The following is a 23311-nucleotide window of genomic DNA, read 5'->3' as shown; positions in this document are numbered from 1 at the left end:
AGCGTATTGAAGTAACAGGTTCTCGCATATTACGTGAAGGCGCAATTTCACCATCACCGGTTACTGTAATTACAGGTGAGGACTTGGTTAGCACTGGTGCGATGAATATCGGTGAAGTATTAAATAAACTGCCAGCATTAGCGACTACATATTCGCTTGCAAACTCTGGTCGCTTTATCGGTACTGCTGGTATTAGCTTACTAGATTTACGCGGTATGGGCAGTGCTCGTACCCTGGTACTTGTTGATGGTAAGCGCCATGTTGCAAGTGCTCCAGGTACATCTTCAGTAGATACGAATACCATTCCAAGCTCTTGGATTGAGAAAGTCGAGATTATTACTGGTGGTGCATCGGCTGTTTATGGTGCCGATGCGGTAACGGGTGTAGTTAACTTTATATTAAAAAAAGATGTTACAGGTTTTAATGTATCAGCAACAAAAGGCTTTGCTGATAATAGCTCATATCAAAATGAAAAGTTCACTGTCTCTTATGGCCAAGACTTTGCAGAAGGCCGTGGTAATGCCGCTTTCTCTTTAGAGTACAACGCACAAGACTCATTAAATGCGCTTGATAACCCATGGACTGCAACATCCTACGCATCGCTACCTTATGAAGTAGTAACAGGTCAAGCTCGCCCTGACGATCAACTCGATAGTGAAGAATACCCAGATAAAATCGTAATGCCAAATGCTGGTTACTACCTAATTTCTAATCAAGGTACTGTATGGAACCCGTTCACTGGTGGGATTATGGGCAAGTTCAATGGTGATAGTACCCTTGGTGATGTCTATAGTGGTCCGATTGCAGATGGCTCTTTTTGTGCGAGTCCGGGTTGTGATTACATTAATCTACGTCAATATTCAGAGATACAACCTAAATTTGATCGAATTAACTTTAATTTTAAAACAAATTATGATGTCACAGACGAGCTAAACGCATACTTTCAAGCTAAATACTCTAAAACAGAGGGCGAGAATGTAGGCCAACCGTTCTTCCGTTTTTACTCTGGTGCAAACCTAATACAACGCGACAACGCATTTTTAACACCTGATGTTGCACAATTAATGGATGATAATGATTTGCCATTTATTGGTGTGAACAAAATGTTTAACGATATAGGTCGTCGTCTTGAAGAAAATACTCGTGAAACAACTCGGTTTGTAGCAGGTATTCAGGGTTATATCAGTGATGACTGGGCAATGGATATCTCTTTAGTGCATGGTAAGTCAGAAATTGAACGTATTAACGGTGCAAACGTTATTATGGATAATTATGCTAATGCGATTGACGCTGTGTTTGATGACAATAACAATATTGTATGTCGTGACGCAGCAGCTCGAGCTGATGGGTGTGTTGCTGCAAATATAATGGGTGACGGAGCAATTAGCCAAGAAGCTATTGACTATGTGACAACGACTTCAATTGGTACATCAGAAATCAAGCAAACTGTATTCAATGCAACATTTAGTAATTCGGCAATTTATGAACTACCAGCGGGTATGGTTGGTTTTGCTGGTGGTGTTGAGTACCGTGATGAGACAAGTGTGACGATTGAAGATGCTTTTGCTAAAACTGGGGCTACATTCTTTAATGCACTTGGTGAAACGGATGGTGGTTATGATGTAACAGAAGCTTTCTTCGAACTATCAGTGCCACTGATTGAAGATGTATTTCTAATAGATACATTAGTATTTGATACCGCGGTTCGTTACGCTGATTACTCTACTATTGGCGATGCAACAAGCTGGAAGTTAGGTCTTGATTGGACTATTACACCAGAGTTACGCGCTCGCTTTACCTTATCTGAAGCAATGCGTGCGCCTAATATCGACGAGTTATTTTCTGGTCAAAGTCAGTCTTTCGCAGGTGTTGACGATAGCTGTAAAGTTTCAGAGCTTGCACAATTAAGTGATGCAGGCCGAGCTATTCGCGAATCTAACTGTGCTGCTTTAGGTGTTCCAGCTGACTTTGATTCAAATTATGATAGTGCAACGCTAGAGACATTAGTTGGTGGTAACCCAGATCTACAGCCAGAAGAATCTAGATCTATTACAGCAGGTCTTGTGTACCAACCTGAGTGGTTAGAGGGTTTCAGTGTAACTGCCGATTACTGGGAAATTGATATTGATGACACAATCAGTGGCATTGGTTTCCAAACAATTATCGATCGTTGTGTAGATTCTCCAACCGGTATTGATAACCAGTTCTGTAAACTAATTACGCGTGACCCTAATACTAGTGAAATTACACTTCTAAAAGGTTTTGCGCTTAACATCGCACGTAGTCTTAACTCGGGTGTTGACTTTGAGTTTGGCTATGACTTCGACGCTTTAGGTGGTAGCTTCGGTACTAGCTTTATTGGTACTTATTTGATTGAAGCAAAAGACTTTCCATTCTCAGCTGAGCCAGAAAATTACACTGATTATGAAGGTGTTTTAGGTGATGAGACATGGCAGGGTAGTATCTCTGTTGATTATACATATGAAAACCTTGTTGTAGATTTCAGCACTCGCTTTATTAACGGTGTTGAGTTATACGATCATAAGTCTATCGAAACAAACCCGAATCCTTCAAATCAAATGCGTTACGGTTCATACTTTATAACTGATGCTTCAGTCGCTTATAAATTTGATAGCGGCGTAGGCTTTAAGTTAGGTGTTGATAACTTATTCAATCGTGGGTTACCGGGCTCAACAACTGGTACGGGCGCAGGTTCAGCGATTTATGACAATATAGGTCGTTTTGCCTACCTACAAGCTACTTACAAATTCTAAAGCTACTATTTATTAGTATAAAAATTTTATACTAATAAAGTTCCTTAGAATTGCTGGTAAGCTCAGTAAGTATTAAATACCCTTAATCATGTTGATTAAGGGTATTTTTTTATATTTATACATAATATAGTGCTCTAAATTTATAAATAGTTTCAAAGTTAGCTGATTATTTATGAATATAAATATTAAAACGAATGTGAAATAGAGCTGTCTTTCTGAAAATTAACCATTGATTAGATTAAGAATTCTTACCTTTGATGACCTACACCCTTAGACCCTACCAGAGCGAAGCGGTTGAACGCACCGTTTTACACTTTAGAAAAACTAACGAACCTGCTGTTATTGTTTTACCTACAGGTGCGGGTAAAAGTTTGGTGATAGCTGAACTTGCGCGTATTGCTAAACAAAAAATATTGGTGTTGGCGCACGTAAAAGAATTAGTGGAGCAAAATGCTCAAAAATATAAAAGCTTTGGCTTGCAAGCGAGTATATTTTCCGCAGGGCTTAAAGAGAAGTCGTTAACTCACCAAGTTACCTTTGCCAGTGTGCAGTCGTTATCGCGTAATTTATACAAACTTAATGAGCACTACTCACTACTTATTATTGATGAGTGCCACAGAGTAAATGGCGAAAAGAAAAGCCAGTACGGAAAAGTTATTAATGCGCTTAAATCTCACAACCCTGAATTAAAAGTATTAGGTTTAACCGCGACGCCTTACCGACTAGGGTTAGGATGGATTTATCAGCATCATTATCATGGCTTTGTGCGTGGCAATAAAGAGAGCCCATTCAAACACTGTATTTTTGAATTACCTTTGCGCTATATGATTAAGCATAACTACTTAACTCCCCCTAAAGAGGTTGATGCTGCGATTAGCCATTATGACTTTTCATCTTTAAGTAGTAATGCATTTGGGCAATATAGCAATGAGGATATGAATGCGCTGTTAAAAAAATCGACCCGTGCAACTCAAACAATTTTACAGCAGATTATTCAATATAGTGAGAGCCGTCATGGGGTGATGGTATTTGCAGCTACGGTTATGCATGCAAAGGAGGTAATGACTTATTTACCAAAGGATCACAGTGCACTGATCACCGGAGATACTCCCAATAGCGAGCGCGATAAAATAATTAAACAATTTAAAGCTAAACAATTAAAGTATTTAGTGAATATATCCGTTCTTACTACCGGATTTGATGCCCCCCATGTTGATTTTATTGCTATTTTACGCCCTACAGAGTCGGTAAGTTTATACCAGCAAATTGTCGGTAGAGGCTTGAGGTTAGCTGAGGGTAAAGATGATTGTTTAGTGATTGACTATGCAGGCAATGGCTTTGATTTATTCTACCCAGAAGTTGGCGATAAAAAAGGCGATAGCGATAATGAACCCGTGCAAGTGTTGTGTCCTGGGTGTGGCTTTGCCAATATATTTTGGGGCAAAACAGATGCTGATGGCAAAGTAGTTGAGCACTTTGGCAGGCGTTGCCAAGGTTTGCTTGAAGATGATGACGGGGCAAGCGAACAGTGCGATTATCGTTTTCGTTTTAAAGAGTGTGAGCAGTGCGGCGCACAAAATGATATTGCTGCTCGAAAATGCCATGACTGTGGTGCTGTGATGGCCGATCCTGATGATAAACTACGTAATGCGTTAAACCTCAAAGATGCATTAGTGCTACGTTGTAGCGGCTTGAGCGTGACTAAACTTAAAGAGCAATTGTTAAAAGTTACTTATTTTGATGAAGACGGGGCCAGTTGTGATGAGGTATTTGATTTAGCAAACAACGGGGCACTGTATTATTTTAATCAACAGTTTGGTAAACGTATTGCTCAGGGCCAATCGCCAACAAAATTTATCAGCGCAGATCAGGTTATAAAAGCCCAGTTTGATTTAATACCACCGGATTTTGTGATTGCTCGAAAAAGTAAAAAATATGGCTGGAAAGTAGCAGATAAACTTTTTGATTATAAAGGCAGCTTTAGAAAAGCAAACCAGCTAAGCCGATAGGCTAAGCTGGGTATCTCATTCATCATGAAATTAGGGTTATGCTTCTTCTGCGTCTAATCCCCAACCATCGCCATAGCCATTAAAACTGTTCGCTATACTTTCAATGTATTGTTCTGCTTGGCCTAACAAAGCATGTTCTGGAACCATTTGTACATGGGTAATTACTTCCCAAACGCCAGTATCTTTACATTTCTCAACATCAGCAGTTTGCACTAATGCATCATTTACAATCTCAGTTGCAAATTTTTCGGCATCAGTCTGTTGTTCAAATAAAATGTAAAAATCAATTTGTTGCATTTTACTTAAATCTACACCAGCGGCGGAAATTTCAGCAAGAAGCTGGCCATTATCATCATCAGGAAATTGCATTTAAAACTCATAAAATTAGTGTTTACTCATTAGCGCTATTGTAACCAAAATAAATTATTAAAGCGCAAGAATTTTTAGTTAAGCTCACAACGGTTTAATAGATTCGCTTAGTTTAAGCGCGGATAATGATTAAGTTAATGTTAGGCTCATTATCGCTATGCTATTATTGCCTTGTTAGTTCGTTGTTTTTTATGGGTACATAGTAAGGATGATTACTTGTTCAATCAGTTTTTAAAATCCGTTATTTGTTTTTGCTTATTTGTGAGCTTTTTCGCTATTGCAGCTGACAATACAATTGAAGATTATGAAATAAAAGGAATTAGTGGAGAGTTAGAAAACAACGTTGCACTCTATTTAAAACCCTTAGTGGGTGAAAAATCAACACGCTCACTGCGTCGTTACGCTAAAACGCAAGTTGAAGATAGCTTAAAGGCATTAGGTTATTACAGCCCAAGTGTGACTATTGAATTTAATAAAGATGAGCGAGAGCTTGTTGCCACTATTGAGCGCGGCTCTGCAACTCGTATAGAGGCGCTTAATATTAGCGTTAACGGGGAAGCTAAACACGACCCGTCAATTCTGCAAGTAATTGAAAGCATAGGGTTAAAGCAAGGCGATATTTTAAATCATGGAGTATATAGCGCAGCCTATAAAAGAATTGAATCAGTGCTGTTAGAACATGGCTACTTTGATGCTAAATGGCCAGCACGAAAGTTTGAAGTGTCATTAAAAAAGCATAGCGCCGTTATTACCTTTACCATTGAAAGTGGTGTACGTTATCGCTTTGGCGATGTGTTAATTACCAATCAAAGCCCCGCAGAAAAATACATTCGCTCTTTAGCCCCATTTAAAATAAGTGAGCACTATAAAGCATCTAAGATTGCTGACTATAACCTAGATTTATCGAGTACTCCTTATTTTACTAGCGTGCGTGTTTACGCTGATATTTCAGCTAGAAAAAACAGCCAAGTACCAATTAAAGTGGACGTATTACATAAGCCTGCTAATAGCTATGAAATTGGTGGCGGGTTTAATACCGAGCTCGGTCCAAAGGTACGGTTTAAGTGGAGTAAACCATGGATCACGGAGCAGGGCCACTACTTAGAAAGTAATCTTAATGTTGCAAAAAAACAACAAGATATTTCTATGGCGTATACCATTCCGGTTAATGATCCTAATGATGATTTATGGCGCTTATCAGCAGGTTATAAACTTGAGGATGAATTAGCCGACGATATTTACAGTGAAATTTTAACTGCACAACTGCAAAGGCAATGGCTAACCGAACAAAAATGGATTAGAACTGCGTTTATCAGACGTGAGCAAGAAACCTATCGGATTGGCGACGGGGTAGAGCGCACCACAGAAATGTTATTACCAGGTATCAGTTATGCCCGAAAACAATCGAAGGGTGGCACCACCCCTTATTCGGGCGAGCAATGGTCTATATCGGCAGAGTTTGGGCTTGATAGTGTGCTATCTAGTACCAATATTGTTAGGGTTCAATTACAGCATGCATGGTTGCACACTTATCTTAATAAGCACCTTGTGTTTTTAAAAGCAAACGTAGGGGCTATGTTAGTTGACGACATTAACAATGTTCCATATTCATTAAGATTTTATGCTGGTGGCGATCAAAGTGTGCGTGGCTTTGCTTATCAATCAATCTCACCAGAAAATGACAATGGCGATCGCATCGGTGGTAAATATTTAATTGCGACGACGGCTGAATATAATTACCAATTTGCCAAAAACTGGCGAGCAGCGTTGTTCGTGGATGGAGGGACCGCAACGAATGATTTTTCTGAGCAATTTGAAGTTGGTGCAGGGGTTGGTTTTCGTTATTTAACGCCTATAGGGCCAATAAGAGTCGATCATGCATGGGGGCTCACTAAAGAAAGTAAAAGCACTCGTTTAAGTATTACCATAGGGCCGGAAATTTAATGTCTGTATTTAAAAAAGTCACTGCAGCACTTAGCACCTTAGTTGTTGCTGTATTAGTGACATTGTTTTGCGTTGTTTTTACAGCTCCAGGTAATCAGCTAATTGCTTATAGCGCCAATAAGTTAGTTGACGGCTTAAAAATTGAAATAAATAACGGCCGTTTTTTATATAATGATGCGTTTAATTTTCGCTTTGAGCGTGACGGTTTATTACTTGATGCTCAGCAGCTTAAACTAGATTTATTTTGGTGGCACTGTGATGGTATGTGTATTGATAACTTAAGTGCCCGGTCTATAAAACTAAACTTACCAGCATCGTCATCTAATTCTCCTGATACATCTAACGAACCGTTGGAACAAATCAGTTTGCCATTTAATATTGCACTTAAGCGTTTAGCGGTCACTGAGTTTGTGTTAAGTCACACAAGTGCAAACGTAGTTGTTAATAATGTGGAGATTGCTGCAAAAGCACAAGGTGCTGATATTCAAATTAAAAGCGTGAATATTCCGAGTGTTTTAATCGCCTTAAAAGAGCAACCTGGGGCAAATACAGCCAGTTCGGCCCCAATTACTGAGTTACCAGCATTCCCTAATATCGCATTTATGTCGCCACTCAATATTTATCTAGAACAGTTTAATATTGTGCAGTTCACGGTAAAGAAAGGCGAACAGCAAAATATAATAAATAATATTGCGCTACAAATGAAGCTAATAGGTTCTGAGATTAACGTTGCCTCATTGTCTGCAAATTATCAGCAGTGGCAGCTTAATACAGCACTTAGCGCAAAGCTCAAAGACAGCTTACCTATTAATGGTGATATCAGTCTAAAAGGGCATGGTTATGATGCCAATATGCAAATAGGCGGAGACTTAGAGAAGCTCAATGTTGATATAAAAAGCAATGAATCTTTTCCTTTTCAACTTGCAGCCACGGCTAATCTTAAACAATCAAATTATCCGTTCAGTATTAATGGCGTTGTAGAGCAGTGGATTATTGAAACAGCGAGTAAAGAGTTAAAGGTAACCGACGTAAAATTAACCGCGCAAGGCAATGCCAACGATTACCAATTAGCATTATTTGGTAATAGTCAGTTAGGTGCGTATCCAAGTGTGAATTTTCACAGCCAAATTAATGGCTCACTGAGCGAAGCAAACTTAAAAACCTTAGCCCTTAAAGCGAATGATAGTCAGGCTACTATCCAAGCGAATGTCGATTGGCAAAATGGGGTTAGTGCTAACTTTAGCGGCGGGCTATCGAGTTTAAAAGCGCAATACCTTACTGACACACTCACTAGCGATATTTCAGGGCAGTTTAAAGGGGCATTTGTTGCCAGTTCAAATAGCTGGCAGTTAAGTATGGATGATACCCAATTAAGCGGGTTACTAAATGATGTACCGCTTAATTTTGTTGCTCAATTTAACTTAAATGATGAACTTAAAGCCACTGTAAATAAATTTAGCCTTAGTAGCGGTACAAACAGATTAACTTTAACAGGTGAAGTTGATCAGCAATGGCAGATTAATGGGGCAATTGCGCTGCAAAGTAATGATGATGCAAAGCTTCCGTTTATTGCTAATGGTAAAGCCGATTTAAGTATACGAGGCGAGCGGTTGACGCCTGCAGTTGATTTAGCGTTAAAGCTAGAGCAGTTTATTTATGACGAAATTAATATTAATAAGTTGGCGTTAAAAGCACAGCTAGACACCGCTACTGATTGGCAAACAGATATTAGCGTTACTCTTGATTCAGCGCGTGTCATGCATCACTTAATTAATAAAGTGAATATAGTTGGTAGTGGTGATAAAACTGATCATCAACTAAGTGCATCTATTGATGCTGATGCTGGGGCAGCTACGTTTGAGCTTAATGGCAAACTAGCCAACGCGAGATGGCAAGGTGAGCTCAGTAACATTAGCATAAGCGATAAAACGCTTAGTTTTGAAAACGCTAAAGATATAGCCGTAACAATAGATTCGAAAACGGGCGACTTTGATGTGAGTGCGCATTGTTGGCAATCAAGTAATAGTAAGTTATGTATTGATAGGTTAAATCAAACCCGCGAATTAGGTCAGCTTAACGTAAAACTGACCAAGCTTTCATTGCAAGAGCTAAAACATTGGTTACCAGATAATGTAATAACTCGTGGTGATATAGCTGGCGATTTTGCTGCTAATTGGCAAGCTGGCGCACTTAAAACTCTACGCGCTAATTTAAATTCATCAGGGCTTAACGCGGTTCTTATTAACGAAGAAGACCGATTTAAGCTACCTATTGAAACGCTAAATATAAGCGCTTTTTCTGATGCTAAGACTGGCAAAATAGAAGCTAATTTAGAATCGAGTGTTTTGGGTAAAGTAACAACCAAAGTTGATATCGATGATATTCAAAATAAGCAAACGCTTAACGGTAATATTCAAATTGATAAAATATTATTGTCGGATATACAGCCTTTTTTAAACACTCTCGAGCAGCTTAATGGCGCCATTCGTGGGCAAGTTGCCTTAGCTGGCACACTCAAAGATCCCTTGCTAGAGGGGAATTTAAATATTGAGAATATTAACTTAGAAGGCGAGCAACTGCCTGTTGCCCTTAAAAACTCCAATATTAATGTGGTGTTTAATAAATCTACCGCCACTATAAAAGGGGATTTAAATGATCCAGAAGGCGGACAGGTAAAATTAACCGGTAATGTTGATTGGCAAGGTGAGCAACCAGCTGTAAACATGAATTTAGTCGGTAGTGAGTTTTTTGTGAGGGCACAACAAGGCGTTGTTTTTAAAGTATCGCCTGAGTTAAAAATAAGTTTAGCCGACAACGCACTTAAGCTGGCAGGTGATGTTGTGGTGCCTTATGGGCGAATAGAAATTGAAGAGCTGCCAGAGGGGGCTGTACAGGTTAGTGATGATGAAATTATTCTAGATCAAACTACGCAAAGTACAAAAAAAGCGCCATTTGACTACGATATTGATTTAAAAGTAACAGTTAAAAATGATGTAAGAGTAGCCTCATTCGGACTTGAGTCTAAAGTAGTGGGTGATATGGATATAAAAATGAGCCAAGATTCACCCATTATTGCCATTGGTGAACTTAATTTAATTGAAGGAACTTACTTGGCATTTGGCCAAGACTTGATAATTAGAACCGGGCAAATTGGTTTTAGTGGCGCAATAGATAAACCTCATTTAAATATTAAAGCTATTCGCAACCCAAACAATACCGCTGACGGTGTGATTGCCGGTGTGACTTTAACTGGTAGTGTTGAGCAGCCTATGTTAAAAGTATTTTCTGAGCCTGCGATGGATCAAGCGCAAGCCTTAGCGTATTTACTTAATGGTCAACCACTAGGAGAGGGCGACAGTTCAACCGATGCGATGTTAGCTCAATTATTACTTTCTCAAGGAGTGAGCAGAAGCGAAAGTTTAGTGTCTAAAGTGGGTGAATCGTTTGGTTTGTCAGATGTGAGCTTAAGCTCTAAAGGCAGTGGCGAGCAAACAAAAGTAGAAATATCAGGTTATCTTGCACCGAGTTTGCAGGTTAAATATAGCGTAGGGGTATTTGAGTCGCTTAGTGAAGTGGCGGTGCGTTATCAGCTTATGTCGAAGTTATATATAGAAATAACCAGTGGCTTGTATCAAAACGTCGACATACTGTATAAATTTAATTGGGATTAATTTTTATCTACCAATACTAATACCAATAATAAAAAGGAAAAGGTATGAAAAAATTTGTAATCACTGTTTTAGCATCGGCTTTGCTCGGCGGATGTGCCCAGCAAAGCACTTTACAATCAGCGCCGGTTAAAAACTTAACCAGTAGCGAGATTATTGCATCTGCAACGGATGAACAATGGCGATGGGTCAACCCTGAGAACATTTTAAAGCTAACGCTACCTACCGGTGCCGCGTATATTGAGCTCAATCCCGCGCTTGCGCCAAAACACAGTGCCAATATTAAAAAATTGGCACGACAGGGCTTTTATCAGGGCACTCATATTTATCGTTTTGTGGAAGGGTTTGTTGCTCAAGGTGGTGATAGCACGGGTAAAAAGTTAACTAAAACCAAAAATAGCACAGTACCTGCCGAGTTTTATTTAACCACCAATAAGCCGCTTATGATCACTGAAATGGGTAGGGATGGTTATGCACCAATAACCGGGTTTTTAAATGGTTTTGCGGTGGCGCAAAATGAAACACGTGATCAAACATGGCAAATTCATTGTCATGGTGTATTTGCTATGGCACGCGACAACGATATAAATAGTGCTAGCACCGAGTTTTTTGTCACCATAGGGCAAGGTCCGCGTTATTTAGATAAAAATATCACCGTATTTGGGCGAGTACTGACAGGGATGGCGCATTTTCATCAGCTGGCTCGCACACCTAAAAGTGGTAGCGAGTTTAACCCTATTACAGACTTACAAGTATTAGCCGACGTTAGCAGCGATAACAGCCGATTTAAAGTAATGAAAACAGACTCAGATGCATTTAAACAGTTAATTTCAGCACGAGGTAGTCGTAGCGAGGAGTGGTTTGCGTATAGCCATAATTACATTGATGTGTGTGGAATGCCTGTGCCAACTAAGCAACTTAACGATTAAAAAAGGAGCCTGAGGCTCCTTTTTTGTTTAGCTTATTGACGGTTTATCTTTACCGCAAAAGGGGTATCGTTATGATGAGTTGAGCGATATGGATTAATATCAAGGCCGCCACGACGCGTATAGCGCGCATACACTTCAAGCTCTTTAATATTTAACTGAGTGGTTAAGTCGCTGTAAATACGCTCCACACATTGCTCATGGAACTCATTATGGGTTCTGAACGAAATTAAATAGCGTAATAATGACTCACGACACACTTGCTCACCAGTATAACGAATAATAATGCTGGCCCAATCCGGCTGTGAAGTAATTAAACAGTTCGATTTAAGCAAGTGACTATGCAAGGTTTCGCTAACCACTTTATCGCTTTGTGATTTTAGAGAATGTGCATCAATATGGTAGTTATCTATTTCAATATCTAACTCATCAATACACTCACCAGGAAGCGGTGTACAAGGAATACAATTGTAGTCGTCAGCGCTGTATAAGGTCACTTTTACCGGGCTATTTACCGCATTGGATAAGTCATCAATTAAATGTTGTTTAACAATGTCAATACTGCCAAAGCGGCTTTGGTTAAAACTGTTTAAATAAAGCTTAAACGACTTTGACTCTATTATATGACTACTTTGGCATTCGAAAGTAAATAGCGCCACTGCCACTTGCGGTTTGCCTTTGGTATTTAACCAAGACAGTTCATAACCTGTCCAAATATCTTGCCCTTTGAATGGTAATGCGGCCTCATCAATACTCAACGCGTCGCGATTAAGCTTGCGAGCAATAGGAAAAAGCAAGCTGGGCGTGTATTGATCTACATACTCAGTAGATTGACCAAGTACGCTGCCTTTAAGATCGGGAGAATTGCTGTAATCTGTCATGTTTGCTCTTAAATAGTTACAATGGGAACATTATATCTAAATTAAATGAGTTTCACAGTATGTCTGTTGCAATGCAATTAGCCCAACTTCACCAACGCTTTAGTGAAAAAACCATCAAAAATACACAAAAGCAGCCACTCATTGCCCACGATGAGCAATGGCCAAGCCCTTGTGAAATAGGCACAGCCGATGAGAACGGTATGATCCAATGGCAAGCGGTAGTGAGGGAGCCTGTAGGTTCACTCATTAACCTGGCTAACGCATTAGAGCTTGAATTTCCTGATGAACTTAGCCAGTTTTATGGCCATATGTTTGCTGGCAGTATTTTAGCCAGCGTTGATGGTCATCAAGTGGGATTATTACAAGCGTGGAATGAGGATGATTTTGACTTACTGCAACAAAATATCACGGGTCATGTTTTAATGAAGCGAAAGCTAAAGCAAGCGCCGAGCGTTTTTATTGGTTTAACTGATCAAGATGATTTACTTGTTACGGTATTAGTGGAAACAGGGGAAGTGTGCTTAGAATATGTAGGTAAAAAGCCGCATCATGTGTTGGCTAATAACCTCAGTGAGTTTATTGCTACATTAACAGTTTAAACTAGCTCGGTGTTGCTGATTTAATGCACACCTAGCTTGTTTATTCATGGGATTTATTGAAAATCCCATGAAATATTAGACACTAAACCACACGGTTCGCACCTAAAATCAAATAATCCAAACCACGGCTCAGGTAATTTCCATTCACCTTGGCAACTTGGGCATTTTCGCTCAAGCTCTGAGGCTTTATCAACCCCACCTACACGGTATAAGTAATAGTAAACAGGCTTTTTAGTTAAAAAGCTGATGCGTTTGCTAATGTCTTTACCTCGGCGATACAAATCACTTTGTGTGCTGGCTATTTCCTCTAACGCAGGAAATTCACAGCGAGTTGCACCATTAATTTGAATTTGATCGCATGCTTGCCAATCTTCTTGCCATTTAATCAGGGTTTTATAATCGCCATTGGCAATTGCCGGAATATTAAATAGCGGAACGGGTAAAAAATCATCGCCACAATACAGTGGGCTGCAAGTATGCACATACGTAGTATATAAAATATAGCTTGAGGGCTCTTTACAGCCATCGGCTCCATTTGAATGAATGTCTTGACCTATTATTTTCACTTTAGGTGCTAACAAGCCTGCATCATGTAGCTTTTCAACACTGTGCTTTACAAATGCACTGTTGTTAAGTGGGTGCATAGCATCCTCGGTCGGACACATAACGCGAGTGATAAAATAGCCATCTTTCAAAACCGTCGGAAATTCTTCTCCAATGATTTGGCCATTAAAACGTAATGCATTTACCAAGCGATTTATTGCTTGCTCGGCTTGCTCTAAGGTGGTGTCTTGGTAGCAGTCAAATGTTAAATCAACAACAAACATTTATAGTCTCAAATTATTTTGGCGCGAGTAATGTCAGTAATTGATCTAACTTTTGCTCAATTCTATCTAATTGAGAGTTGTTCTGATCTTCATTACTGACACTTTGCTTTGGGGTTTTCATTAAATTATAAATTGAATCAGGATTATTCTTATATTGACTCACCGCAGCAATAATAACCGGCATTGGGGTCGGTGTTGTTAAACGACTTTTAGTTAGTGCAACAGTGGGAACTTTGCCTTCATCAAGAAGGACTTTAATAGCTTCAAATACAGCAGCATTCATTCAATTATAACTCTTTTATAAAGTAAGCTCGCAACATAGGCGCTGCGAGCGGGTATGGTATCAATAAAGTGGCTAAGGCACATTAAAATGCGCATTAAATTAATTATTTTTGACGAAGCCGTACGTCTAGTTCATCAATTACTTCACTCCAATCGCCATCAACCGCTAGCGATTCGGCAATAAAATGTTGTTGGGCTTCATCCCAAAAGGGAGCATCTTGCAACAAGGTTGTATCGGCAATGGAGTGCGAGGCAATAAATGCATCTATTTGCGCTTCTGAATCCGGTAGTCCTAGTTGGGCGAACAAGGTATTAATAGTATGTTTTGTTGTATCCATAATAATGCTCCTAAATGAATTAATACTTAGTACTTATTAACTCTAGGGGGGAATGGTATATCTAGCCAGTTTAACCCTTACTGAATTTACGCTTTATTTATTCAGTAGTAAGTCGCTAAAGCATGATCTGGCTCAATGCAGTGGATGAGCGTACTAACTAAAATGTAAATTCGCTTATTTGTCTCACTTAGGTATATAGTTATATAAGCATTTGGTCATCGTTGTAGTTCAAAATTAATCCCAAACAAGTTACGCGGCGTAATGACAACGGGTATAAAATAATAAAGGAAATAAAATGACAGCCACAGCAGAATCGACAGACGCCTTTAGTGTTCAGCATATTGCACCAGAGGATATAAGCACAGCAGCCAGCCTGATATATCAGGCATATCAAAACGATCCTATTTTACAAACTCTGCTAGGGTATAACGAAGACAACCCGCTCGATTATGAAAAAAAATTACGTGCACTTATTCGTGAAGAGCTCAGTAGCTTTTGGCAAGAGAAGCAGCCTTTAATTGGCCTTTACCGTAATGATAAATTAAAAGCGGTTGCCTGTGTGTTTGAGTCAAATAGCCAATTACAAGCTGAGCGTTATTGGCATTGGCGATTAAAGCTGATGCTAAGTGCAGGTTATTTACAAACGAATCAATTAATTGAAAAAGAAAAAACCATTCGTGACGCCTTAAAGCCGCAAGGGAATTATTACTTTTTAGCGTTTATTGCGGTTGATCCACACTTTCACGGGCAAGGGTTTGGTCGCACTTTACTTAAAGGTTTAGATGGCTTAATACACGATAATCCTGAGTCTTCTGGTATAGCGGTATTTGTGACTCGTGACGAGCATACGAAATTTTTTAAATCGCAAGGCTTTGAGCACTTTAAACAACTTTCATTTAACCAAGTTAAGGGTGAATTACTATTTAAAGTTGCTAATGCTCAATAAAGGTAGTTGTTCATAATGGCGTATCTTTAAGCCTATGTTCCAAATCGGGCACACCAGTGTGAGATATATCCTACATTAGTGTGCTCTTTGTCAGTTTAAATCCATTATTTATCCGTTTATAAGCATCAAGCTTCTGTTATTTATAGCTATTTTTGTTTTTTCAATTTTGTGACATTAAATTTTTTAGTTTTCCTCACTATTATACCCAGCCGTTTGGTTTAAACTTTACTTTGTCAAGACGACATAGCTCAATGACTGAGCTAATGCCATGGATATGGAATCAGGCAGCATAGTAGTGACTAGCAGGAAGCGCAAAGGACAAGTTAACACGGATGCAAGGATGAAACAGGAAGTACATGAAGTACTAAAATAGCTAGGAGCTATTTAAAGGATACCAAGGATGATGCGATAGGATATTGCAGGAGCGTTAGTTTACGCAGGACGGCCAAGGCGGCAAGAGGATATTGCAGGATGCAATGGAGGGCTAACAGGGTAGTTTGCTCGTTCAGTGGATGATAAACAAGGATCAGGTAAAGGATACCTTACAGGATGTTGGCAATTGGGGCGTAACTGAGGTTACGCCTTGGTTTTTGTATTATAAAAATTATATCTTATGTGGTGGCACAACCACACTTTTTAGCTTTTCATCTTCCATGATTAATACCCCTTGGTAGGCGTTTTCACCGTCACTTGAAAATTCAAAAATAAATTCGCTTTTCATGCCCGGTTTACCACTTTTTAAAATGCCAAATCGACGCTTGTTGCAAGCTACACTCATAAGTTGCACTTGCAATTGCTCGCTTTGGCGTTTGGCATGAACGTTCGCTGCTTCGGCTATTTTACGATTTAGCCAAAAAAAATAAATTACAGCACCAATAAGTATGAACGTCCATAAACTAGCCATTTAAGAGAATAACCTTCCAATTGCGCGAGCTAATGTCTCGCTTCTGTTTTCTTCACGTAATAAAGCTAATAAGTGAGGGCGAATAGTCGCAATTGCAACTAAATCTGCAAAAACGCTAGGAAATAATTCAGCTATTTTCTCATGATGCGCACAGTTATCCATAAACACATGTAAACGCTGTGGCTGTTCTAACTGTTTGAAGCAGCGACCAGCAATGGTCAACAAAATATCAGAATCTTGCCCTAAAGGTGAGTTAAGCGCGCAGTCAACAAGTTGTGCGCTAAGCCCTGCTGCTTGCCCTGATGATATTGCACGCAGCGCGGCAGAGGCCGCAACAACATCATTATTACTAAGGGCGGTTTGCCCATAACTTAACAATAACTCACTTAACGAGGGCGGTATTTCTATGTGTTCAAGCATTGCACTTAATGGCTGTAATACTTCAACTGGTAATTTAGGCCACGCTGCTTGTAAGTGCTTCAAGTTATCAGCACTATGAAGACGATAAGCAAAATCAGCAATACCTTGTAGTGCCACACTTTGCCAATTATCAAAACCAATCTGGCCACTAAAATAAAGCTGGGCATGCTCATAATACTGTGAGGCTGGTTGTTTTAATAACACTTTAACTTGTGCATTAAACGCCGCTAATTTATTAGCATTAGGAGTAAATACGTAAGGGTTGTTATCGAGTTTGCCATCGGCTTGTTCGCCGGTAATTTCTGTTCCTAGTGCTTGAATTACCATGTCTGCAAAGTGGTCGCGGCTGGCACTAACGAGTTTACTTTGTTCATCAAGTGGGAATTTTAAAAACCACACATAGGGTTCTTTGCTAGCTTTACTGTCCCAAAATTGAATTGCTAGCCATGCATGGCCTGCTAATGGGTAAGGGTAAGGAACTTGTGCTTGTTCAACAGCTAAAAATTGTTGTTTATCAAGCTTGGTAATATGCCTGCCAATATCAAAAGCACGCCATTGAGTTCCTGCACCGTCTAAAAGCTGGCCTAATGTGGCTATATGTTCACTCATGAATTTCCAACTGTTTTTACTACAAAATTACGCTAATTATACGCCATAGCGACTGTTGAGGGAACAGGGTATAATTGTGCAATATACAAAGTAAAGGGTGATTATGACTGAGCAAACCCAACTCTATTTAACACAATTAACTGCGCTACTTAAAAAGTATCAGCTTTGGCAGAATGAGCCGATTGACCCTGCATTGTTGCATTCAAGCGTCCCTTTTTGCCATGATACGCTTGCATTTGAACAGTGGTTACAGTTTGTATTTATAGAAAAAATTCAACAGATTATTACAATGAAACAACCGTTACCGCGTAATTTTGCAATTGCTCCTATGGCGCAAATGACACTCATTGATAAATCCGGAAGCGAAGAGATTATTTCTTTGCTGACGCAATTAGATTCATTGCTTGGAGAGTCAGATGACTGAACGTCCAGCGCCAGTTGAATACGGCGAACTGAACATTCTCTATCAAGATGAGAATTATGTAGCGATTGATAAACCATCAGGCTTACTTGTTCATCGCTCCTTTTTAGATAAGCATGAAACTCAATTTGCAATGCAAATGCTACGCGATCAACTCGGTCAGCATGTGTTTCCTGTGCACCGTCTTGATAGGCCGACATCGGGTGTGTTGCTGTTTGCTCTAAGCTCAGAAGCCGCGCGTGATATGAATCAGCTGTTTATTGAGGGTACGATCTCAAAGCGTTATTTAGCTTTAGTACGCGGATTTGCGCCTGAATCTATTTTTTTAGATAAACCGTTAAAAGAGGAGCTAGACAAAATTGCTGATAAATTTGCCGATCAGAATAAAGATGCTCAAGAAGCACAAACTCAGTTTAATTGTTTGCATCAAGCTGCGTTGCCTATCCCTATAGGAAAATACCCAACAGTTAGGTATTCTTTGGTAGAGTGTTTCCCTAAAACAGGACGTAAACATCAAATTCGTCGCCATTTAAAGCATTTGTCGTTACCGATAATTGGCGATGTAAATCATGGTGATAACCAGCACAATCAGTTTTTTAGAGAACACTTTTCTCTTAGGCGATTAATGTTATTCGCCACAGAACTGCGTTTTGTACATCCTTACAGTAATGAATCGATAATAATTAAAGCGCCACTAGGTGATGCAATGTTGAGTATTTGCAACCAGTTAGGGTGGCCAAGCGAAGAAAAGGATTATTAATGGCACATATTAGTATTTTTGTAGGCAGCGTGTATGGTGGTGCTGAACGTTTAAGTGAGCAAATAAGTGATACCATTGAGCAAGCCGGCCATCAGGTAAGCGTATTTGCAGCGCCAAGTTTAGAAGATCTAAAAAATGCATCGCATATTTTAATTGTCACCTCAACAACAGGACAAGGCGATATACCCGCTAACTTGGCAGAGCTTTATAATCAGCTTAACAGCACCTTTCCAATGTTAACTAATAAGCCATTTGGCATTGTGGCTATGGGTGATAGAAGTTATGGTGATACGTTTTGCGGTGCAGGGCGTAGCTTTGATGAACTATTACGTGACTTACAAGCCAAACCTGTGGGTAATCGATTAGAAATTGATGCCTGTGAAGACTTTGAGCCTTGGCCTGTCACCGAGCCGTGGTTACAAACTTGGCTTGATAAATTATCCTCTTAAATGCGCAGACTCTAAATGAAAAAATATAAACTGAGTTTAATTGTGCTTGCGGGTGGCTTAGGTAGTCGCTTTGGTGGCAATAAACAAATTGCAGAAATTCCAGGGCTAAATTGCACTATTATGGAGCTGAGTATTATTGATGCGCATGCTGCAGGCGTGACGCAGGTGGTGCTGATCATAAACCAAGCGGTACGTAGTGAAATAGAGCGTACTATTTTGCCACGATTACCTAGTGATCTTGATGTGGTGCTGGTGGAGCAACACATTGAACAGGTGCCCGAACAATTTAAAGCAACACTTTGCCAGCGAGTAAAGCCTTGGGGCACAGGTCATGCTCTGTTGTGTGCCAAAGCCCACATTAATAACCCCGCTATTGTGATCACTGCAGACGATTATTATGGCGCGTCTTCATTTTTATTGCTTAGTGAGCATTTCAAAAAAAGCGCTGAATGGGCAATGGTAGGGTATCCGATTATTGATACTCTTTCTGAGCACGGTGGTGTAAATCGTGGGGTATGTAATATTGCGAATGGAAAGCTTGTTGCCGTAACCGAGTATTTGAATATTCAACAAGAATCTGAGCATATTTTTGGCGATAACCCACAGGGTTTACGTGAAAAAGTTAGCCCAAATGCGCTTGGCTCTATGAGCTTTTGGGGGATAACCCCTTGCTTGTTTGACTATTTGCAACAAGGCTTTGAAACGTTTTTACAGCAATATAACGTGAATACTCAGCAAGAGTACTACTTACCTGATCAAATCCAGAAAGCTATTAATGTAAAAGCAAAGCCTGTATTTGTATACACTGCAAAAGAGCCTTGGTTTGGTGTTACCTATAAATCAGAACTGACAAACATTGCGGCTACTTTGTGCGCATTACGTCAAGCATAAAGATGGTAGTACCAATTTTATTATAAATATGATCAATCTAGCATGTTAAATAACCCGCTACATGCGTTAAAAATTATTGTCGCCTTGGGCGAAAAGAGTGAAGTAGAAAATGAATACAGTTCCTATAGAAGTTTATTTATCTGAGAGTTTTGGCCTTGACGAGAAGCATGCGAGCATAAAACCCATAGGCAGTGGGCATATAAATACTACTATGTTATTAAGTACTTCGAAGCGGTCACTGGTTGTACAAAAGCTCAATACGGTGGTGTTTCCAAAACCACAGTTACTTGTTGATAATGCGCGATTAATAGAGCAACACTTAAGTAAAAAACAACAAGCAGGTGAATTCAATCTAGCAATAGTACGCCATGTAGCGACGACTCAGAATGACTATTTAGTTAATAATGATGATGATACTTGGCGAGCACTTGAGTTTATTGGTGGCAGCTACAGTGAAGATGTGGTTAATACTGCTAGCCAGGCACAAACAGCGGCCAATGCATTTGGCCAATTTGCGCAAGCGCTACAAGACTTTGACGCGAACAATTTACATGCGGTTATTCCTAATTTTCATAACTTGGCCATGCGTGCAGAAGTCTTCAAGCAAGTGGTTAGCACCGATCCTCATAAACGTTTGGCTCATTGTCAGGAAGAGGTTGATTTTTGCCTGTCGCAGCTTTCACTTATCGATGAGCTTAATGCCCTTGAGGGAAAAGTGCCTATTCGTGTGTGCCATAACGATACTAAAATAAACAACATGCTATTTTGCTTAGACTCTAATAATGCAAAAGCGGTGATAGATTTAGATACCTGTATGCCTGGTTATTGGCTTAATGATTTTGGCGATATGGTCAGAACATTTTGCTCTGCAGAGCAAGAAGATTCAACGGCGCTTGAAAAGGTAGGTGTTCGTGAAGATATTTTTGCAGCGATTGTTAAAGGCTATGTTGAGCCACTAAAGGGGGTATTAACACCCGCCGAGAAACAAAGCTTTTGGTTAGGTGCTAAAGTAATGCCCTTTATGATTGGCTTACGCTTTTTAACTGATTATATAGATGGTGATAATTACTTTAGCGTTAAGCATAAGAGACACAACTTAGATCGCGCAAAAAACCAATTTGCCTTATACAAGGATATAGTAAGTAAGCAGCAGGTCTTAAAGGAGATTTTGACTCAGGTATAAACCCAATTAATTATATTGCTCAAAGCGTTATAACTAAAACTTTGAGCAATATAAATTGAGGTTAAACATTGAAAGTATGTGTTAACTTCCAACATCTCAATTTTTTACTTATTAAGCATCTGCTAGTTTTACACGGATTTTGCTTTTGTCTACTGTGGTTTGATTAAGCGCTTTTATTGCGCCCTTAACTTCAATGTCATTAGGCATTTCTACAAAGGCAAAGCCTTTAGATTGGCCTGTTTCTTTATCGAGTACCAAGTTACAGGTGGTCACTTTACCGTGAGCCGTAAATAACGTACGAAGTTCATGCTCAGTAGTGGCACGTGATAAGTTACGAACTAATAATTTCATATATAACCTAAATAATGGGTTCAAGCATAATTATCTCAAGTAACCTTGCTTTAACCTAACGTTATTTTATAAACAGTAAAAATAACTATTAAAAACAAAAAACCGCCTAATGGCGGTTTTTTATACATTGCGAGAGATTACTTTACTTCTTTACCCGCTGCTTGTTGATCTGCATGATAGCTTGAACGTACAAACGGGCCTGAAGCGGCGTGTGTAAAGCCAATTTCATCAGCATATTCTTTTAATGCGTCAAATTCAGCTGGTGGCACGTAACGCTTAACGGGTAAGTGATGCTTAGACGGTTGTAGGTATTGCCCTACAGTAAGCATATCAACGTTATGAGCACGTAAATCGCGAAGTACTTCCTCGATTTCGCTAATTTCTTCACCAAGGCCAACCATTAAGCCTGATTTTGTTTTAACCTCAGGATGGGCTTCTTTAAAGCGACGTAATAATTCAAGAGACCATTTATAGTCAGCACCTGGGCGCGCAAGTTTGTATAAACGTGGCGCCGTTTCTAGGTTGTGATTAAATACATCTGGCGGCGTTTCAATTAAAATTTCTAACGCTCTGTCCATACGGCCACGAAAATCGGGCACTAAAATCTCAATGGTAATTTCTGGATTATGCTTACGAATTTCGCGGATACAATCAGCAAAGTGCTGAGCACCACCGTCACGTAAATCATCACGGTCTACAGAAGTAATAACCACATAGCTTAACTTCATGTCTTTAATGGTCAGTGCCAGCTTTTCAGGCTCAGCGGCATCAGGTTTTAATGGGCGACCATGTGCAACGTCACAAAATGGACAACGACGTGTACAAATAGCCCCTAAAATCATAAAGGTCGCTGTACCGTGGTTAAAACACTCTGATAAGTTAGGACACGAAGCTTCTTCACATACAGAGTGAAGGCCATGTTTACGCATTGCTTGTTTTATGCCGTCAATCCGCTCGGTTGACTTAGGTAAGCGAATTTTAAGCCACTCTGGCTTACGGAGCATTTCGGTTTTTTCTGTTGGTAAAACTTTAACGGGGATCAACGCCATTTTTTCTGCGTCGCGTAGTTTTACACCTGGTTCCATTTTGACTGGTTTATTCATTCGTTTTCAAACCCTTCAGTATGCTTAACCTGTGTTGCATTAAGCTTCTTGATCATGTGTTTTACCAGCCCTTCACCTGCAGCTTCAAGGTTTTGAGGGCCATTTAGTTCTTTAGTTTGCACCATATTCATGCCCGCATAACCACATGGGTTAATGCGTAAAAATGGACTTAGATCCATATTAACATTTAATGCCAAGCCATGAAATGAGCAGCCACGACGAACTCGTAAACCTAAAGAGGCAATTTTACTGTCGTTAACGTAAACACCAGGGGCATCCGCTTTCGCGTATGCATCTATGGCGAACTCTGCAAGGGACTCAATGATGCACTCTTCAAGCCAAGTAACTAGCTCTCGCACCCCAATTTTTAAACGACGTAAATTAAATAATACATACATCATTTGCTGACCAGGGCCGTGGTAAGTCACCTGTCCACCGCGGTCAACTTTAATCACTTCAATGTCACCTGGGGCGAGTAAGTGCTCATCTTTACCGGCTTGGCCTTGGGTAAATACACTTTCATGCTCTACTAACCAAATTTCATCTGGCGTATTTTCATCACGGGTGTCGGTAAAGTCTTGCATTTTTTGCCAAATCGGCATGTAACGCTGACGACCCAGTTGGCGTACGATTAGGGTGTTTTCGCTCACAACAAAT

At 39.8% G+C, this 23311-nt stretch carries 22 protein-coding genes; 12 read left to right on the top strand and 10 right to left on the bottom strand.

The features are described from left to right. Together P20439_RS14845 and P20439_RS14840 are read left to right on the top strand one after the other, a co-directional pair. A partial coding sequence (locus P20439_RS14845) for a TonB-dependent receptor domain-containing protein (RefSeq protein ID WP_036934282.1) occupies nt 1-2774 on the top strand: 2774 nt, incomplete at its 5' end. Nucleotides 2775-3031: 257 nt separating this feature from the next. Next, complete coding sequence (locus P20439_RS14840) at nt 3032-4783, top strand: DEAD/DEAH box helicase (RefSeq protein ID WP_008468020.1); 1752 nt, start codon at nt 3032-3034, stop codon at nt 4781-4783. Nucleotides 4784-4819: 36 nt separating this feature from the next. On the opposite strand, the gene P20439_RS14835 is transcribed toward P20439_RS14840, so the two are convergent. Further along, on the bottom strand, nt 4820-5152 hold the full coding sequence (locus tag P20439_RS14835) for a ribonuclease E inhibitor RraB (RefSeq protein WP_008468018.1): 333 nt from the start codon (nt 5150-5152) through the stop codon (nt 4820-4822). Between the two features lie 216 nt (nt 5153-5368). On the opposite strand from P20439_RS14835, the gene P20439_RS14830 reads away from it, so the two are divergent. Genes P20439_RS14830 through P20439_RS14820 form a run of 3 tightly spaced genes read left to right on the top strand, consistent with a single transcriptional unit; the run spans nt 5369 to nt 11693 of the window. Continuing rightward, nucleotides 5369-7096 carry an autotransporter assembly complex family protein gene (locus P20439_RS14830; protein WP_008468017.1) on the top strand — a complete coding sequence of 576 codons (1728 nt, stop codon included), beginning with the start codon at nt 5369-5371 and terminating at the stop codon, nt 7094-7096. After that, nucleotides 7096-10767, top strand: coding sequence for a translocation/assembly module TamB domain-containing protein (locus P20439_RS14825; protein ID WP_008468014.1), 3672 nt, complete (start codon nt 7096-7098; stop codon nt 10765-10767). The genes P20439_RS14830 and P20439_RS14825 overlap by 1 nt, the downstream gene beginning before the upstream one ends. 44 nt (nt 10768-10811) lie before the next feature. Continuing rightward, nucleotides 10812-11693, top strand: a complete 882-nt coding sequence (locus P20439_RS14820) for a peptidylprolyl isomerase (RefSeq protein ID WP_008468012.1) — start codon at nt 10812-10814, stop codon at nt 11691-11693. A 32-nt stretch (nt 11694-11725) separates the two neighbouring features. Here P20439_RS14820 and queF read toward each other — a convergent pair whose 3' ends face one another. After that, complete coding sequence (gene queF / locus P20439_RS14815) at nt 11726-12571, bottom strand: NADPH-dependent 7-cyano-7-deazaguanine reductase QueF (RefSeq protein ID WP_008109406.1); 846 nt, start codon at nt 12569-12571, stop codon at nt 11726-11728. A 59-nt stretch (nt 12572-12630) separates the two neighbouring features. Between queF and syd the strand changes: the two genes are divergently transcribed. Beyond that, nucleotides 12631-13170, top strand: a complete 540-nt coding sequence (syd, locus tag P20439_RS14810) for a SecY-interacting protein (RefSeq protein ID WP_008468010.1) — start codon at nt 12631-12633, stop codon at nt 13168-13170. A gap of 53 nt (nt 13171-13223) precedes the next feature. Here syd and P20439_RS14805 read toward each other — a convergent pair whose 3' ends face one another. The 3 genes from P20439_RS14805 to P20439_RS14795 form a co-directional block, all read right to left on the bottom strand. Beyond that, nucleotides 13224-13997: a Zn-ribbon-containing protein gene (locus P20439_RS14805; RefSeq protein WP_008109410.1), complete on the bottom strand. Its 774-nt coding sequence runs from the start codon at nt 13995-13997 to the stop codon at nt 13224-13226. 13 nt (nt 13998-14010) lie between these two features. Beyond that, entirely contained in the window at nt 14011-14280 is a 270-nt protein-coding gene (locus P20439_RS14800) for a hypothetical protein (protein ID WP_008109411.1), read from the bottom strand. 103 nt (nt 14281-14383) lie between these two features. Further along, on the bottom strand, nt 14384-14617 hold the full coding sequence (locus P20439_RS14795) for a DUF2789 domain-containing protein (protein ID WP_008109413.1): 234 nt from the start codon (nt 14615-14617) through the stop codon (nt 14384-14386). Nucleotides 14618-14912: 295 nt separating this feature from the next. Here P20439_RS14795 and P20439_RS14790 point away from each other — a divergent pair, with 295 nt between their 5' ends. After that, complete coding sequence (locus P20439_RS14790) at nt 14913-15563, top strand: GNAT family N-acetyltransferase (protein ID WP_008109415.1); 651 nt, start codon at nt 14913-14915, stop codon at nt 15561-15563. Between the two features lie 604 nt (nt 15564-16167). Here the strand turns inward: P20439_RS14790 and P20439_RS14785 are convergent. Further along, nucleotides 16168-16467: a DUF3301 domain-containing protein gene (locus tag P20439_RS14785; protein WP_008468008.1), complete on the bottom strand. Its 300-nt coding sequence runs from the start codon at nt 16465-16467 to the stop codon at nt 16168-16170. After that, entirely contained in the window at nt 16468-17496 is a 1029-nt protein-coding gene (locus P20439_RS14780) for a DUF3549 family protein (RefSeq protein ID WP_008468007.1), read from the bottom strand. A 103-nt stretch (nt 17497-17599) separates the two neighbouring features. On the opposite strand from P20439_RS14780, the gene P20439_RS14775 reads away from it, so the two are divergent. The 5 genes from P20439_RS14775 to P20439_RS14755 all read left to right on the top strand — a co-directional run bounded on the left by P20439_RS14775 (nt 17600) and on the right by P20439_RS14755 (nt 21200). Beyond that, on the top strand, nt 17600-17920 hold the full coding sequence (locus tag P20439_RS14775) for a YqcC family protein (RefSeq protein WP_008109420.1): 321 nt from the start codon (nt 17600-17602) through the stop codon (nt 17918-17920). After that, a complete protein-coding gene (gene truC, locus P20439_RS14770) occupies nt 17913-18677 on the top strand; it encodes a tRNA pseudouridine(65) synthase TruC (RefSeq protein ID WP_008109421.1) in 765 nt (254 codons plus the stop codon). The genes P20439_RS14775 and truC overlap by 8 nt, the downstream gene beginning before the upstream one ends. Next, the gene (locus tag P20439_RS14765; protein WP_008109422.1) at nt 18677-19126 is read left to right on the top strand and encodes a flavodoxin; all 450 of its coding nucleotides are present in this window, start codon (nt 18677-18679) and stop codon (nt 19124-19126) included. The genes truC and P20439_RS14765 overlap by 1 nt, the downstream gene beginning before the upstream one ends. A 15-nt stretch (nt 19127-19141) precedes the next feature. Beyond that, the gene (locus P20439_RS14760) at nt 19142-20017 is read left to right on the top strand and encodes an NTP transferase domain-containing protein (protein WP_008109423.1); all 876 of its coding nucleotides are present in this window, start codon (nt 19142-19144) and stop codon (nt 20015-20017) included. 109 nt (nt 20018-20126) lie between these two features. Then, entirely contained in the window at nt 20127-21200 is a 1074-nt protein-coding gene (locus tag P20439_RS14755) for a phosphotransferase enzyme family protein (protein ID WP_008109430.1), read from the top strand. A 111-nt stretch (nt 21201-21311) separates the two neighbouring features. On the opposite strand, the gene P20439_RS14750 is transcribed toward P20439_RS14755, so the two are convergent. From P20439_RS14750 to lipB, 3 genes are all read right to left on the bottom strand, one after another. Continuing rightward, a complete protein-coding gene (locus P20439_RS14750) occupies nt 21312-21551 on the bottom strand; it encodes a hypothetical protein (protein ID WP_008109433.1) in 240 nt (79 codons plus the stop codon). A gap of 137 nt (nt 21552-21688) precedes the next feature. Next, nucleotides 21689-22654 (bottom strand): lipoyl synthase, encoded by a 966-nt coding sequence (gene lipA / locus P20439_RS14745; RefSeq protein ID WP_008109434.1) that lies wholly within the window; start codon nt 22652-22654, stop codon nt 21689-21691. Further along, complete coding sequence (gene lipB, locus P20439_RS14740) at nt 22651-23304, bottom strand: lipoyl(octanoyl) transferase LipB (RefSeq protein ID WP_008109436.1); 654 nt, start codon at nt 23302-23304, stop codon at nt 22651-22653. Before lipB ends, lipA begins: the two co-directional genes overlap by 4 nt. Nucleotides 23305-23311: the final 7 nt, after the last annotated feature.

Origin of the sequence: Pseudoalteromonas sp. BSi20439, assembly GCF_000241165.1 — a bacterium.
In the GTDB taxonomy this organism is placed as follows: domain Bacteria; phylum Pseudomonadota; class Gammaproteobacteria; order Enterobacterales; family Alteromonadaceae; genus Pseudoalteromonas.
This window is presented reverse-complemented; position numbering and strand designations above follow the sequence as displayed.